Origin of the sequence: Acinetobacter minutum, from assembly GCF_035916735.1 — a bacterium.
Classification (GTDB): domain Bacteria; phylum Pseudomonadota; class Gammaproteobacteria; order Pseudomonadales; family Moraxellaceae; genus Acinetobacter.
Genome location: NZ_JAQIHG010000007.1, coordinates 81,293 through 96,775, shown reverse-complemented (window position 1 = coordinate 96,775; position 15,483 = coordinate 81,293). Strand labels below are relative to the sequence as shown.

The window sequence follows — 15,483 nt, the reverse complement described above, 5'->3', positions numbered from 1 at the left end:
GCAGGCAATTTTCTTTTTCTGATGGAGGCCTTGCCTGTTTGTTTTAAACTGCTTTCAATCCAGTTGAAATCAATCAACTCACTAAAATCAGCGAGTGATGGCATGGAGTGCTGAAGGGTTAAATCTAAATTCTCAGATAAAGTCATAAAAAAAATGAGCGTATTTATATACACTCATTTTTACAGCATTTTGCTAAATGTTGCTTAACTGACTGGCATTACCTCAATTGAGGTCCTTTTTTATGTCTTCAATCAATCAAAGTCCGGTCAACAGCACCTTAGCCACTTCATTCATCAGAATCTCGGCGATATAGAGCGCCAAAAATGCCAGAATGGGTGACAGGTCAATCACCCCCATATTCGGAAGTAAACGACGGAAAGGTGCCAATAAAGGCTCCGCCAACTCCTGAATCACTTCAATATACGGCGAACGTGATTGCGTCAATATCACCACCCAGCTCAAAAGAATGGTGGCGAAAATCAAATAGCGACAGAAACGGATCAGATCCTGAATCATGGTCACAAAAGTCAGGATCAATAAATGTACCGGACTGCTTGGCATCGCACCATTGAGATACATCACCCCAAAGATTTTCAGCAGATACAGCACCACCAACAGTACCAAAGCCGCCAGATTAACCCGGCCCTTCCCAACGGTTGGCAGAATGCGTCCAAAAACATCTACAATCTTGGTGGCTTTCACTGTGGATAACACAACCGGATTATAAGGACTGACTGCGGCCAGTTGCATTAAGAAACGGAAGAATACGAGCAAAATCGCTACGTTAATGATGATGCCAAAAATTAGCGCAGAACTTGCACCCATATCTGAACTTTCCTAATTAAATCAATTTATTTGCTGCTGTCACTCAGCTCTTGAGCAAGTTCCTGACTGCGTTTTTGTGCTGCAGCCAAAGCAGCCTGAATATTTTGTGAAATCTGCGCACGGTCGAATACTTCCAAAGCCGCTTGCGTGGTACCATTTGGAGAGGTGACATTTTTACGCAGTTCTGCCGGTGTACTGGCGCTGGTAATTGCCATTTGTGCCGCACCGAGTGCTGTTTGCAGGGTCAAAGCAGTCGCTACTTTTTCATCTAGACCCAAGTTTTTGCCCGCACGGATCATGCTTTCCATCATATAGAAAAAGTAAGCTGGGCCTGAACCGGAAACGGCCGTCACCGCATCAATTTGTGCTTCTGAATTCACCCAAATCGTCAAACCGGTCGCTGCCAGGATTTGCCCTGCAAGTTCACGGTCTTTGGCTGAAACTGCATCAGTCGCATATAGACCATGCGCACCGGTTTGCACCAATGCTGGGGTATTTGGCATAACGCGAACAATACGCTCAACCCCACCGACCAACTGAGAAATAGTGTCAATCTCGGCACCTGCAACAATTGAAACAATCAATTTATCATTAAACAAACCAGCTAATGGTTTCAGTACACTGGCCAAGACCTGCGGTTTGACTGCCAATACGACCACGTCAGCATCACGAATCGCCTCTGCATTATTATCTGTTACGTGTACATCTTTTTCTTTTAATAACTCACGGACTTTCTCGACCGGATCAGCCACTGTAATACGGGTTGCTGGCAAACCTCGTGACAACAAGCCACCAATCAAAGCCTGCGCCATATTGCCGCCGCCAATAAAACCAATATTACAATTTAATGCTGTACTCATGATGAACGCTCGAAACTTACTTTCTTATGGCTGAGAGATTAAATTCGGTTGCCAGCCCCCAGCCTCACAATATACCGATTGGGCCAACCAGAATCCTTTGGGTGTGAAGACACCAAGCATAACATTATCTATGCTAATTATTTGTATTGTATGACGCAACCAGGGGAAAATTTGTGCCTCTTGAATCGCCTTCTTCAGGGGCCAACGCCCGACCCGACCATGCAGATGAATTTTTTCTCCCCCCTGCCGGAAACTCAACTGTAACTTCTGACCCAATAAATTCCATGCCAAGCCCACCTGCGCGGACTGAATCTGAAAATTACCAGCAGGCAAGCTGATCATCTGCTCTGGAGAAAAACAGATTTGCTGCTGATCTGCGGGTGGCTGTTGTTTTGAGGCCAAATAACTGGCTTGAGCCAAACGATAGATATGCCCCTGGAAGCGTACAAAGTAATATTGATTCCAATGTAAGGCTGCCTGTGCATCAGCTTGAGCCCCCATCACTTCAGCCTGAAGGCGCTGTACCATCTCAAATGGAGGTCGATATTGTCCCTCACCTTTCATCCAGGCCGATAACAGTTGCCGCCGCCTTGCCACTGACAGTTGATCAAGCGTCTGTAAATTCAATTGATTCGAATCACCACACCGTTGCCAGTCATCTTGCAATACGTCTTGCAAAATGTCTTCGGCATCTTGCATCAGGTAACTGCTACGTGCCACAGCCTGCTGCATCTGGGGAAAACGTGACTGCAGCATGGGCCAAAGGTCTTTTCGGCACCAAGCCCGGTCATAATGCGTGTCCTGATTACTCGGATCGTCCACATAAGGTAAATTTAACTGGGCCGTCCAAGCGGCAATCTGTTCACGGGAAAGGGACAAAAAGGGACGCCAGAGCGTGTAATGATCACGCTGCTCAACCTCACGCATCGCGGCCAAACCATGAATGCCTGCACCCGAGAACAGTCTGAGCAGTACGGTTTCTGCCTGATCCTGCTGATGATGAGCCAACACTAAAACTTCATGCGGTTTTAAATGTTGTTGAAAGGCCTGATAACGTGCTGAACGTGCTTGATTTTCCAGATTACCGGAAGCGACCTGAACAGGCTGAATAATACATGGAATATTGAGTTGCCGGCATTGCTCGGCCACCAATTGCCCCCAAACCTGACTCGGCTGCTGTAATTGGTGATCCACATAGATCGCACGAACGTGCTGTGGACAGAGGATTGCCATAAAATGCAAGAGGAGCATGGAATCCATGCCCCCGCTACAGCCAATCAGGAATACAGTTCCCGCTGGAAACCGCTGTAACTCGCTTAAGAAGAGAGTCCTAAATTGTGACTGCCAAATTTCATTAAACGTTGATAACGCGCTTCGCATCGCTCATCCGCATCCATCGCTTTTAATTCATTCAGGGCTTCGCGCAATACCAAGCTCAGGTTTTGCATGACTTGCTCAGGGTTGAGATGAGCACCTTCGCCTTCATCTACAACATATTCTACAATCCCGATCTGTTGTAAACGGTCTGCTGTCAATGCCAAGGCATCACTCGCCTGTTCGGCTTTTTCAGCAGTTTTCCACAAGATCGATGCACAACCTTCAGGTGAAATCACCGAATAAATACTGTGAGACAACATGATTACACGGTCCGCAACACCAATACCGAGTGCACCACCCGAACCACCTTCACCTAGCACAGTTGCAATCACAGGCACTTTCAGACTAGACAATTGTGCCAAGCTCGTCGCAATTGCTTCTGCCTGACCACGTTCTTCCGCACCCACACCCGGATAAGCACCCATTGTGTCAATAAAGGTCAGCACAGGTATATTGAAGCGTTCTGCCATGTCCAGCAAACGCTGTGCCTTACGATAACCTTCTGGATTGGACATACCGAAATTGTGATGTAGTTTTTCACGTGTACTGCGGCCACGATGCTGACCCACGATCATTACTGGCTGACCTTCAAAACGGGCAAGCCCACCCACCATGGCACCATCATCACCGAACAGACGGTCACCATGTAGTGCGTCAAATTCTGTGAATAATTCATTCACATAATCCAAAAATTGCGGACGCTCTGGATGACGGGCGATTTGAACCGTTTTCCATGCTTTAGATTGAGCTTTGTTTTTCATAGGTCGAGCACTATCCCTAAATTCATCAAATCGAGTTAATCGATAAATTGTTCCGACTGAATATTCAATTCAATGTCCCAATGCTTAAATTGCACTTGCTCATCATGTAGATCGGCAACGAGCAATGGCCATTGTTTGGCATCACCAGAAACGCTGAGTTGCCATTGTTGCGCATTGATCACACTTAATTCAATGGCAGGAAGCATCTGATCACTACGACTATGATTGAGCAAAACCGCTAGGCGCAGTAACAGGCAAAGGTAAAGCAATTTCTGACCACCGACCTTTAACACATCAATTTTAGCATCACTACGCAACTTGCGACGGTGATGAGCAACCAGATGGGATAAATGGTTTTGGTCAATTTGTGAAAAGCCTGGAATATCGGAATGTTGTAACAAATATGCACCATGACGGTGGTATCCACCATGACTGATCGCCAGACCAATTTCATGTAGATAGGCCGCACGACGCAGTAAATCACTGTCTTCACTGGTTAAATTCAGTGACTTTGCGACATTTTCAAATAAGTGCTGAGCAGTATTAACGACACGTTCTGCCTGTTTTGGATCCGCATTATAACGTCCCATGAGGGCTTGGACACTGCGGTCACGAATGTCTTCATGTTTGAAACGGCCCAGCAGGTCGTACATGACCCCTTCACGCAAGGCACCATCCGAATAAGTCAGTTTATCAATCTGTAAAACTTCAAAAGCCGCGTACAAAATGGCCAATCCGGCTGGCAAAACTGCTCGGCGGTCATCTTTCAGGCCTTCGAAATTGATTTCAGCAACATGCTTAAATTTCAGTAGCTTGTCTTTGAGTTTTTCCAAACCTTCACGTGTGACATTTTCCTGTTCGTCACTGAGGCTCATATTCACCATAATCTGGCGGCAGGCCTTGATGGTACCACTCGAACCAACCACGGTGTCCCAACCTTCCGCTTTATATAAAGCCGCGATTGCGGTCAATTCTTTGCGTGCAGCCACGACGGCCTTATCAAAAGCTTTGGCACTGATTTCACCCTCGGGGAAATACGCCTTGCTATACGCCACACAGCCCATCTGCAAAGATTCGGTCTGGATCGGTTCAAAATGTTCACCAATGATAAATTCTGTTGAGCCGCCTCCGATGTCGATTACCAGGCGGCGGCCGCCATTGGCAATAGTATGGGAGACTCCTAGATAGATCAGACGGGCTTCTTCACGGCCTGCGATAATTTCAATTGGTTTAGGTAAGATTTCTGCGGCTTGTTGAATAAATTCATGACCATTTTTTGCCTGACGCAAGGCATTGGTGGCAACAATACGCAAGCGGTTCGGTTGTACCGAGCCCAAACGACCAACAAAACGTGCCAAGCAAGCCAGTCCTCGTTGTTGCGCCGCTTCAGTTAGATTTTTATTTTCATCTAGCCCAGCTGCCAACTGTACTTTTTCTGACATTGAAACAACTTTTTTAACCTCGCCGTGATCCACACGCGCAATCGCAAGGTGGAAACTGTTGGACCCCATATCAATCGCAGCAAGGAGTTCTTCATCAATCAAAAAATCAGACATTACTCAAACAAACCCATACAGAATTGTTGCCTAGAGTAATTCACCCGTCCTGAATTGAAAAGTCATTTACCCTAAGATTTGCATGTGTTTTTTATCGGTATTATTACCGATCATTACATAACACGATCAAAAATATCGTCAACATCAATTGGACAAGCGATCCACGAAACAGGAAAATTTACATATCCCTCTACTATATTGTTCTAGATGGCTATGTAATACTTATATTTAAGAGATCATCTCCATCTTTGAAAACCATTCTCGGAGCCACAGCATGTCTGCCAATATCGTAAATACTACCGATGCCAACTTCCAAGCTGATGTATTAGATTCAGAAGTTCCTGTACTTGTTGATTTCTGGGCAGGTTGGTGTGCCCCTTGTAAAGCGATCGCTCCAGTATTAGAAGCTTTAGCCACTGAATATGAAGGCAAAGTAAAGATCGTTAAAGTTGATGTGACGTCTTGCGAAGCAACCGCAGTAAACTACAACATCCGCAACATCCCAGCTTTACTGATGTTTAAAAATGGTGAAGTTGTCGCTCAACAAGTGGGTGCTGCACCTAAGTCCAAATTAGCTGCGTTTATTGACCAAAACATCTAGGTCAATGCCTCCCGATCCTGCGCCATACCCTGTATGGCGTATTTTTTTGTCGATTATTTGACAAATTTCCCTGAGTCACTTATATTCATCCCTCAAGAAAGCTAAAGGCTTATCCCTGACTTGCCTTTCTTAAAAGACACAACACATAAGATCGCCGCTCGGCAACAGAAATTGTTTTAAACATTTCTCTTCGAAACAATGAATCAGATATTTGAGTTTGTAATCGTGCCTACACGATATTCAACTTCATATTGCATGCGGCCGACTTTTGCATTTTTCCCATCTGTCATCTACACCTCCTTATATCACCTTGACCACCTATGAACTTAACTGAACTCAAGAAAAAACCGATTGGCGAACTCATCAAAATTGCTGAGTTTATGGGCCTAGAAGGCATGGCCCGTAACCGTAAGCAAGACATCATTTTTGCCATCTTGAAACGCCACGCCATGAATGGCGAAGAAATTTTTGGTGATGGCGTACTGGAAATTCTCTCTGATGGTTTCGGCTTCCTACGTTCAGCTGCAGGTTCGTATTTGGCAGGTCCGGACGATATTTATGTCAGCCCATCACAGATTCGACGTTTCAACTTACGTACAGGCGATACCATTACCGGTACCATTCGCCCACCCAAAGAAGGTGAACGTTATTTTGCCCTCTTAAAAGTGAACCAGATCAACTACGATACGCCTGAAAACTCGCGTAACAAGATCCTGTTTGAAAACTTGACACCGCTGTTCCCAACCGAGCAATTGGTCATGGAACTGGGTAATGGGACAACCGAAGATTTAACTGCACGTGTGGTTGATTTGGTCGCACCGATTGGTAAAGGCCAACGTTCCATTATTGTCGCGCCACCAAAGGCGGGTAAAACCATGCTGTTACAAAACATCGCGCAGTCGATTGTACGTAACAACCCAGAAGTTTTTCTGATCGTTCTGTTGATTGACGAACGTCCAGAAGAAGTGACTGAAATGGAACGTACCGTACGTGGTGAAGTTGTGGCTTCCACTTTTGATGAATCTCCAGCACGTCACGTACAAGTCGCTGAAATGGTCATCGAAAAAGCCAAGCGTCTGGTTGAACACAAAAAAGACGTGGTGATCCTACTCGATTCGATTACCCGTCTGGCACGTGCCTATAACACCGTCATTCCATCTTCAGGTAAGGTGTTAACCGGTGGTGTGGATGCTCATGCGCTTGAACGTCCAAAACGTTTCTTCGGTGCGGCACGTAATATCGAAGAAGGTGGCTCATTGACCATTATCTCCACTGCACTGATTGAAACCGGCAGCAAGATGGATGATGTGATCTATGAAGAATTCAAAGGTACAGGTAACCAGGAAATTACCCTAGATCGCCGTATCGCTGAAAAACGTGTCTTCCCTGCCATGAACATCAAGAAATCAGGAACACGTCGTGAAGAACGTCTAATGGATGAAGATAAATTACGCAAAGTCTGGATTCTGCGTAAATTGCTGCATCCAATGGATGAATTGGCTGCAATGGAATTCCTACTCGATCGTATGAAAGAAACCAAAACCAATGATGATTTCTTCGATCAAATGAAGCGCAAGCAATAACTTACCAAAAGGCCATCTTTCAAGATGGCCTTTTTATTGGGTTGACAAGATTTACTGAAATCCAACAGTTGACTGCACATCATGTTAAGTTTATGTGCAAGTTTTTGATTATAAAAAAATTGAAGAGTAAAAATTTAAGGCTTTTTATAGACTTATTTAGCATTTAACCAATATAAACCAATTTTTTAATTGTTATTTTCTGTTAAAAAATAGACTAATTTACCGATTTTTTTGCGTTTTTTTCAGCGACAGGAGTGGTATTTCTGGATGCGCAGTGATAGCATATTTGCAGACCAGTTAGCCTGCTCCATGCGTTGTTTACCTATCGAACGTTAGGAATAATAAAAGCACAAACAGTCTGACTCGGGTTTTTTTAATCTCAATTTTTTTATGAGAGTGATGCCATGTTATTCAAAAAATTCGCTGTTGCTGCTGCAGTTGCTACTACTCTAGCTTTCGTTGGCTGTGCTAAAAAAGAAGAAGCTCCTGCTGCTGCTGCTTCTGAAGCTGCTTCTGAAGCTACTGCTGCTGCTTCTGAAGCTGCTTCTGAAGCTGCTTCTGCTGTTGACGCTGCTGCTGCTGCATCTGAAGCTGCATCTGAAGTTGCTACTTCTGAAGCTGCTACTTCTGAAGCTGCTAAATAATCATTACGATTATTTAGTCAAAAAAGAGAGCCTTCTGGCTCTCTTTTTTATTGTCTCAACATTAGAAAAATTACGTCTTTTCTTATTACTTCAATTCCAAAACATCCAGATTATAAAAATTCATTGTATAAGCCAGAGATTGCTACCGAATTCTGCTGATAAAAAAAGCAGATCAATCGATCTGCTCTGTTCCAACGCGCTGTCTAAATTTTTGTCCAGCTCGGAACGTCACAACACGTCGAGCTGAAATTGGAATTTCTTCCCCAGTCTTTGGATTTCGACCCGGACGCTGACGCTTGTCACGTAATTCAAAGTTACCAAAACCGGAAAGTTTGACGTGTTCACCCGCGATTAATGCCTGGCTAATCTCGTCAAAAAATAGCTCCACCATCTGCTTTGCTTCACGACGATTTAAGCTCGTGAGCTCGCTTAAATGGTCCGCCATTTCTGCTTTTGTTAATGCTGTCATGAGGCCCTCAATGTCGCTTGGTAAGTGTTTTGCAACACTTCAATAATTTGATCCATACCCGATTTAATTTCAGCATCTTCGAGCGTACGTGATGGGTGCTGCCACAGTAATGCAAATGCAAGTGAACGCTTGCCTTCTTCAACCCCTTGTCCAGTATACACATCAAACAACCAGGTTGAATCAAGAAGTTCACCACCAGTTTGTTCAATTAACTGCTGAATATCTCTCACATTAATCTTATCATTGATTAAAAGCGCAATATCACGTCTAACCGACGGAAAACGTGATAATTCTGTAAAATTAGATACATAAGATTGCAAAACAGCATCTTGGTCCAGTTCAGCCACCCAAGTTGTACCCAAATCCAGATCATTTTCCAAAGAAGGGTGTAAACGACCGAGGTAACCTACAGACTGACCATTCACCAGGATCTCTGCGGATTGGCCTGGATGCAACCAAGCACGTTCTGAACGCACATACTCTACCTTGACACGACCAGCCGCCAAAATCTGTTCCACTTCGCCTTTCAGGTCAAAGAAATCCATCGCCTGAGCCTTAGCATGCCATTGCTCAGGAACACGTGAACCAACTGCAATTAAAGCCAAGGTTGGAATCTGTTTAAGATCGTCAATACCCTGCGCATTCTGGTAATCAAAACGTAGGCCCAACTCAAAGAAGCGTACACGGCCTTGCTGACGGTTCAAGTTATATTGCACACATGGAATTAGACTTGACAATAATGTGCTACGCATCGCTGCTAGATCGCTGGAAATCGGATTGGCCAACATCAATGGCTGTACCGCTGGATTAAGTTGTTTTTCCAGTTTTGCATCCGCGAAGCTAAAGCTGATCGCTTCTTGATACCCCAAGGTTGCAACCGTTTGACGCAATTGTGCCACTTCAAAACGGTCTTGATATTTTGCTAACTGTACATCGATCTGTGGCAAGCTGATCTGGATGTTGTCGTAGCCATGAATACGCGCAACTTCTTCAATCAGGTCTTGATAAATCGCCATGTCAAAACGGTGTGATGGAGGCACAACCAGCCATTCACCTTCAGCTTTGCTCTCCACCTGACAACCTAGGCGTTGTAATGCATCACCAATAAAGGCACTGTCCACTGGATAACCCAGCAACTGATCCACTTGCGCCTGGTTCAAGGCAATCGCTTCACGCTTTGGCAAAAGCTCAATTTGCTCAACCGTGGTAATCGGACCGAATTCACCACCTGCCAGTTCTTGGATAAGTTGTGAAGCACGATCCATCGCCAGTTGAGGCAATTCAAAATCAACACCACGCTCATAGCGCTGTGAGGCATCGGTATGTAAGCCGAAACGGCGCGCACGTCCTGCAATCGCAAGCGGTGCAAAGAATGCTGACTCCAAGAAGATATCTTGAGTCTCATCACTCACGGAAGAAGCCAAGCCACCCATGATTCCTGCGATTGCCAAAGCTTGGGCATCATCCGCAATCACCATCACATCGTCAGACAACTCAACTTCTTGCTCATTCAGCAATTGCAGTTTTTCTTGGGCTTTGGCTTGACGCACCTGTACGGCACCTTCGATTTTAGCCAAATCAAAGGCATGTAGCGGCTGACCAAGCTCCATCAATACGTAGTTAGTGATGTCGACCAATAGACTATGCGTACGGATACCTGAACGAGATAAAGCCTGCTCCATCCACTCTGGTGTCGCTGCTTTCACGTTCACATTCTTGATCACACGGCCCAAATAGCGTGGTGCACCCGGTGTGGTCACAACCACAGGTTTTTCATCTGCAATAGTCGCAGCAACCGGTGTGATGACCGGAGCATTGACAGGCAACCGGTTAATCACCGCAATTTCACGCGCCACGCCACGGATACTGAAACAGTCACCACGGTTCGGGGTAATGCTGATGTCAATCACGTGATCATCTAATTTGAGGTATTCACGGATATTGACACCCACCGGCGCATCAGCTGGAAGTTCAAGCAGACCATCAATTTTGTCTTCTAAATCGATTTCAGAAGCACCACACAGCATGCCTTGTGATTCGATGCCACGTAATTTGCCTTTTTTGATTTTGAAATCGCCCGGCAAAACCGCACCAATCAGTGCAACAGGGGCTTTCATGCCTGGACGCACATTCGGTGCACCACAGACGATTTGTAACGGTGCTTCTAAACCGGCGTTCACGGTCGTGACACGTAAACGGTCTGCATCTGGATGCTGTTCAACGGTAAGGACTTCACCCACCACCACCCCGGTAAACGGTTTGGCAACTGGTGCCATGTCATCCACTTCCAGTCCGAGCATCGTGAGCTGATTGGACAATGTGTCGCTATCAATGGCTGGATTGACCCAAGTGCGTAACCAATTTTCGCTAATTTTCATATCTATTAAACCTTATACAATCCTGAAAAATGTCTTAAGCAAATTGGCGTAGGAAACGCACATCATTCTGGTAGAACATTCGTAGATCATTGATGCCATAACGCAACATGGCAAAACGTTCAACACCTAAACCAAAAGCAAAGCCTTTGTATTTATCCGGATCAATACCCGCAGCACGTAGTACGTTTGGATGCACCATACCGCACCCCAAAACCTCTAACCAGCGACCACGTTCATCCATAATGTCCACTTCCGCACTTGGTTCAGTGAATGGGAAATACGACGGACGGAAACGGACTTTGAGATCCTTTTCAAAGAACTCATTCAACAGGTTCACTAGCAAGCCTTTTAATTCAGCAAAGCTGGTATTTTCAGTCACATATAAGCCTTCGATCTGATGGAACATCGGCGAGTGGGTCTGATCCGAGTCACAACGATAGACACGGCCCGGGCAGACAATACGGATTGGCGGCTCCGAGGTTTCCATGGTACGGATTTGCACCCCTGATGTGTGGGTACGCAGCAAATGCGTCGCATCAAAGTAGAAGGTATCATGCATCGCGCGTGCCGGATGGTGACCCGGGATATTTAATGCTTCGAAGTTGTGATAATCATCTTCCACTTCAGGGCCAGTCGCTACGGTAAAGCCTGCTTTGGTAAAGAACTGGCAAATCCGTTCTTGAACCTGAGTGACCGGATGGATACTTCCCATATTTTGGCCACGGCCAGGTAAAGTAATATCGATGGTTTCACTGGCCAATTTTTCTTGTAATGCGGCTTGTTGCAATGCACTTTGACGCTCAGTCAAGGCACCGTTAATCGCTTCACGCACGGCGTGAATTGCGGCACCTTGAACTTTACGCTCTTCGGGATCCATTTTTCCGAGTGCTTTTGACTGCTCTGCAAGCTGGCTTTTTTTGCCCGTAAATTGAACTCGCACTTGATCGAGTGTAGCAAGGTCTTGAGCCGCTGCAATTGCAGCTAGCGCTTCAGTGGTCAGGGCTTCCAGTGACATAGTAACTCTCAAAGCAACAAAGTTAGAAATATAATAAAACTCGACATTCTAACAGTTTTTCTGTGCTGTGATGAAGATTCAGCAGCAGGAAAATTTATTGGCGCGATGATTTATAAACAGGATAAGATACGTACAATCTTGCTTTCATGAAACACTATGGCCCTCGATCAGATCTGGAAACAGCAACTCACACTGGTGAGTTATGGCAATGAATATCTGCAACAAAATTTACCGTTCAGCCGCTGGTTACAACATGCGATCTTTTTTCAGCATACATTTGAATTTCGTGACCTGCTCTCCCAGCATTTACTGGCACCCCATTTTCAAATCTGGTTAGAAGGCCTGAAAAAGCAGGGAGTATCCCGGCTCAGCCTGCATTTATCTTCTATTTTAAATGAAGAAAAAAATCCAAATGGCAATGTCGAATTACTCCCCTATTCTCATTTTATTGTCAGTCATCAGGGCAAGAAAAAAACCGCATGGATTTTAGGACATGAACTGGCGGAATGGTACACTGCAGAAGAAGCGTTTGTAGCTCCGCTGCATCAACGTAGCAACATCCAACAATCATATTTTTGGCGTTTTGAATTAAACCAAAAATTAGCCAAAAAAGTGGATGCTGACTTAGAAGCCGCTGCTTGGGCAGAGATTCAAAAATATACCAGCCAAGAATTGTTCCAGCATCCTTTGGCACAAGGTTATCAGGAGCCTGAACAATGCTATTTGCCCTACTACGGAATTTCACGTGAGCAGATAGAAGCCGTTCTAGGACAAGTTCCGGAACAAATCCAATTTCTTGCCGTATTACCGACAGACTACTCCGCAGACTTAGCCCATCAATTGCTGCATCGTATAGAAACCCTGTCCATTTTCATTGAACACAAGAAACAACATCCTTATAGCGAAAATAGAGAAATCCTTTCTCCCGAGGTACAGCTTAACCTACGACATTTTGCACAAAGAATTGATGATCTGTTTGCCAAACTCATTGTGAAGGCAGCGAATCACTACCAGTCTGCGGGTCTAGTCAAAGTGGAAACCCCAACCCCACTCGATACAGAAGTCACCACCAATCTTTCTGCACAACCTGCTGTTGAGAGTGCTGCAATATCCTCAGCGCAATCCACTCCCCACGCACACAAAGTAGGCGCCTCAGGAGTGATTAAACTGATCTTAGTCACGATCATCATCTGTGTAGTGGCCTATTATTTTGGTCTTTAAAACTAAAGCTGATTTTCAGGCATAAAAAAGACCGCATAAGCGGTCTTTTTTAATTCTATACAGAATTATGCAGCAAGAGCAGCTTTTGCTTTTTCAGCCAAAGCAGCAAATGCAACTGCATCATGCATAGCGATGTCAGCAAGTACGCGACGGTCGATGATCACTTGAGCTTTTTTCAAGCCATCGATCATACGGCTGTAAGACAAACCGTTTTGACGAGCACCCGCGTTGATACGCGCAATCCATAGAGCACGGAATTGACGTTTTTTCTGACGACGGTCACGGTAAGCGTATTGACCTGCTTTGATTACCGCTTGGAACGCTACACGATAAACACGTGAACGCGCGCCATAGTAACCTTTAGCACGAGTAAGAATTTTTTTATGACGGCGATGAGCCTGTACACCACGTTTTACACGAGCCATTTATAAATCTCCTTAGATGTATGGGCACATACGGCGAACTGAAGCAACGTCACTCACGTGAACCATTACACAGCCGCGTAATTGACGAATACGCTTAGCAGATTTTTTGGTCAAAATGTGGCGTTTGAACGCTTGTTTACGCTTGAAACCGTTAGCAGTCGCTTTGAAACGTTTAGCTGCACCACGGCGAGTTTTTAACTTAGCCATAACAACCTCTTTAAGCACCTGTTCGGCACGTTTGCACCATTGCAAAAACGACCTGCAGGTAAGGAATGCGACATTTTATAGCAAGTTTGTATAAAACAAAAGCACATCAGGATAATTTTAATGACGCACGCTCAGATCGCTCAGCCTATTTTTTCAGGATAATTTATGATTTTGCTTGAAAAGTCCACTTTTATTCAGGCGTATAATGGCCACACGAATTTATCCATTGAATGTTTATGTCTGCTCAACATGACGCGTTTGCGGCTTTACGCTATCGCGATTTCTCGATCATTACCCTCAACCAGTTCTGCCTGACCATTGCCATTCTGATTCAAGAAATTATTGTGGCGTATTCCCTGTACCAAATCACCAAAGATCCGCTCACTCTGGGTTTGATTGGCTTGGCGGAAGCCATCCCTTTTATTGGTCTGGCACTTTGGGGTGGTTACTTTGCGGATCGCTTCAACAAACAGACCATTATGAAAATCTGTCTGTTTTTTGCCATTCTACTTCCTCTTGTGCTGTGGCAACTGTTCCATCACCATGCTTTAGGAAACATCAGCATCGACACATTATCTTGGGGCATTTATGCGGTGATTTTTGGGCTAGGCACCATACGAGGTTTTTACAATCCTTCTGCGACCTCACTTAAACCTTTTTTAATTCCTAAAGCACTCTATACCAACGGTGCCACCTGGACCACCATCGGCTGGCAAAGTGGCGTGATTTTGGGTCCTATGCTGGGTGGCTTCATGTTGGCATTTTTAGGCCGGGAAACCAGCCTACTCAGTGTGGCATGCTTACTAGTGATCTGTTTTGTGCTGATCAATCTCTTACAGAAACGTTCATTTCCTGCCATCGAAACCACTAAAGTTTTTGAATCTCTTGGTGATGGCTTCCGCTTTATCTGGAACAGCAAAATTGTGCTCTGGGCCATTTCACTTGATTTGGTTTCCGTGCTATTTGGTGGGGTAATTGCGTTATTGCCTATTTTCGCCGAAGATATTTTAAAAGTAGGGCCGGAAGGCCTCGGATATTTACGCGCCGCTCCTTCGATCGGAGCGCTCATCACCATGATTGCATTAACCCGGTTCCCTCCCACAACACATGCATGGCGTAACATGTTGCTCGCGGTTGCCGGTTTTGGTGTGTTCACCATTATCTTTGCTTTTTCAAATACGCTCTGGCTCTCTTTGTTTGCACTTGCAATGACTGGTGCCTGTGACAGTATTTCCGTGGTCGTACGCCAGACGATTTTGCAGCTTTATCCACCAGAGAACATGCGTGGCAGGGTCGCTGCTGTGAATGGTATGTTTGTGTCTTCAAGCAATGAACTCGGTGCTTTTGAATCTGGCCTTGCAGCTAAATACATGGGAACCATTATGGCCACGGTGTTTGGCGGTTGTACCACTCTTTTGGTCGTCGCATTCAGTTGGATGCGTACTTCAGATCTATTCAAAGTGGATATTAGCCAAACTTTAGAGACAAAAAAATAATCAAAAAAAATCGAAAAAAACAGGCACCTTCGAATGCCTGTTTATATTGCTCAATATTTGAAATC

The 15,483-nt window shown here is 45.1% G+C and carries 15 protein-coding genes and 1 pseudogene; 5 read left to right on the top strand and 11 right to left on the bottom strand.

Translation table 11 applies throughout. From position 1 onward, the window contains the following. The 6 genes and pseudogenes from PAE54_RS04975 to ppx form a co-directional block, all read right to left on the bottom strand. A pseudogene (locus PAE54_RS04975) lies at nt 1–146 on the bottom strand (IS4 family transposase); the annotation flags it as partial. A 109-nt stretch (nt 147–255) separates the two neighbouring features. After that, nucleotides 256–825, bottom strand: coding sequence for a YggT family protein (locus PAE54_RS04970; RefSeq protein WP_273777402.1), 570 nt, complete (start codon nt 823–825; stop codon nt 256–258). 26 nt (nt 826–851) lie between these two features. Further along, nucleotides 852–1,685: a pyrroline-5-carboxylate reductase gene (gene proC / locus PAE54_RS04965; RefSeq protein ID WP_273777403.1), complete on the bottom strand. Its 834-nt coding sequence runs from the start codon at nt 1,683–1,685 to the stop codon at nt 852–854. Nucleotides 1,686–1,709: 24 nt separating this feature from the next. Further along, on the bottom strand, nt 1,710–3,065 hold the full coding sequence (gene tilS, locus PAE54_RS04960; RefSeq protein ID WP_326518659.1) for a tRNA lysidine(34) synthetase TilS: 1,356 nt from the start codon (nt 3,063–3,065) through the stop codon (nt 1,710–1,712). Next, nucleotides 3,002–3,823: an acetyl-CoA carboxylase carboxyltransferase subunit alpha gene (locus tag PAE54_RS04955; RefSeq protein ID WP_273777406.1), complete on the bottom strand. Its 822-nt coding sequence runs from the start codon at nt 3,821–3,823 to the stop codon at nt 3,002–3,004. The genes tilS and PAE54_RS04955 overlap by 64 nt, the downstream gene beginning before the upstream one ends. Nucleotides 3,824–3,858: 35 nt before the next feature. Continuing rightward, nucleotides 3,859–5,379, bottom strand: a complete 1,521-nt coding sequence (gene ppx / locus PAE54_RS04950) for an exopolyphosphatase (RefSeq protein ID WP_326518658.1) — start codon at nt 5,377–5,379, stop codon at nt 3,859–3,861. A gap of 274 nt (nt 5,380–5,653) precedes the next feature. On the opposite strand from ppx, the gene trxA reads away from it, so the two are divergent. From trxA to PAE54_RS04935, 3 genes are all read left to right on the top strand, one after another. Next, nucleotides 5,654–5,980, top strand: coding sequence for a thioredoxin (gene trxA / locus PAE54_RS04945; RefSeq protein WP_273777408.1), 327 nt, complete (start codon nt 5,654–5,656; stop codon nt 5,978–5,980). A 320-nt stretch (nt 5,981–6,300) separates the two neighbouring features. After that, a complete protein-coding gene (rho, locus tag PAE54_RS04940) occupies nt 6,301–7,563 on the top strand; it encodes a transcription termination factor Rho (protein WP_273777409.1) in 1,263 nt (420 codons plus the stop codon). 404 nt (nt 7,564–7,967) lie between these two features. Beyond that, on the top strand, nt 7,968–8,207 hold the full coding sequence (locus PAE54_RS04935) for a hypothetical protein (RefSeq protein ID WP_326518657.1): 240 nt from the start codon (nt 7,968–7,970) through the stop codon (nt 8,205–8,207). A gap of 172 nt (nt 8,208–8,379) precedes the next feature. Here PAE54_RS04935 and PAE54_RS04930 read toward each other — a convergent pair whose 3' ends face one another. Genes PAE54_RS04930 through pheS form a run of 3 tightly spaced genes read right to left on the bottom strand, consistent with a single transcriptional unit; the run spans nt 8,380 to nt 12,069 of the window. Next, on the bottom strand, nt 8,380–8,676 hold the full coding sequence (locus PAE54_RS04930) for an integration host factor subunit alpha (protein WP_273777411.1): 297 nt from the start codon (nt 8,674–8,676) through the stop codon (nt 8,380–8,382). Further along, a complete protein-coding gene (gene pheT, locus PAE54_RS04925) occupies nt 8,673–11,054 on the bottom strand; it encodes a phenylalanine--tRNA ligase subunit beta (RefSeq protein ID WP_326518656.1) in 2,382 nt (793 codons plus the stop codon). Before pheT ends, PAE54_RS04930 begins: the two co-directional genes overlap by 4 nt. Before the next feature lie 34 nt (nt 11,055–11,088). Next, the gene (gene pheS, locus PAE54_RS04920) at nt 11,089–12,069 is read right to left on the bottom strand and encodes a phenylalanine--tRNA ligase subunit alpha (protein ID WP_326518655.1); all 981 of its coding nucleotides are present in this window, start codon (nt 12,067–12,069) and stop codon (nt 11,089–11,091) included. Nucleotides 12,070–12,225: 156 nt separating this feature from the next. Here pheS and PAE54_RS04915 point away from each other — a divergent pair, with 156 nt between their 5' ends. Continuing rightward, nucleotides 12,226–13,290, top strand: a complete 1,065-nt coding sequence (locus PAE54_RS04915; RefSeq protein ID WP_326518654.1) for a hypothetical protein — start codon at nt 12,226–12,228, stop codon at nt 13,288–13,290. Nucleotides 13,291–13,355: 65 nt separating this feature from the next. Here the strand turns inward: PAE54_RS04915 and rplT are convergent, their stop codons facing one another. Next, nucleotides 13,356–13,715 (bottom strand): 50S ribosomal protein L20, encoded by a 360-nt coding sequence (rplT, locus tag PAE54_RS04910; RefSeq protein WP_326518653.1) that lies wholly within the window; start codon nt 13,713–13,715, stop codon nt 13,356–13,358. Between the two features lie 12 nt (nt 13,716–13,727). Then, complete coding sequence (rpmI, locus tag PAE54_RS04905; RefSeq protein WP_001096359.1) at nt 13,728–13,922, bottom strand: 50S ribosomal protein L35; 195 nt, start codon at nt 13,920–13,922, stop codon at nt 13,728–13,730. Between the two features lie 236 nt (nt 13,923–14,158). On the opposite strand from rpmI, the gene PAE54_RS04900 reads away from it, so the two are divergent. Further along, nucleotides 14,159–15,418: an MFS transporter gene (locus tag PAE54_RS04900; protein ID WP_326518652.1), complete on the top strand. Its 1,260-nt coding sequence runs from the start codon at nt 14,159–14,161 to the stop codon at nt 15,416–15,418. Nucleotides 15,419–15,483 lie beyond the last annotated feature (65 nt).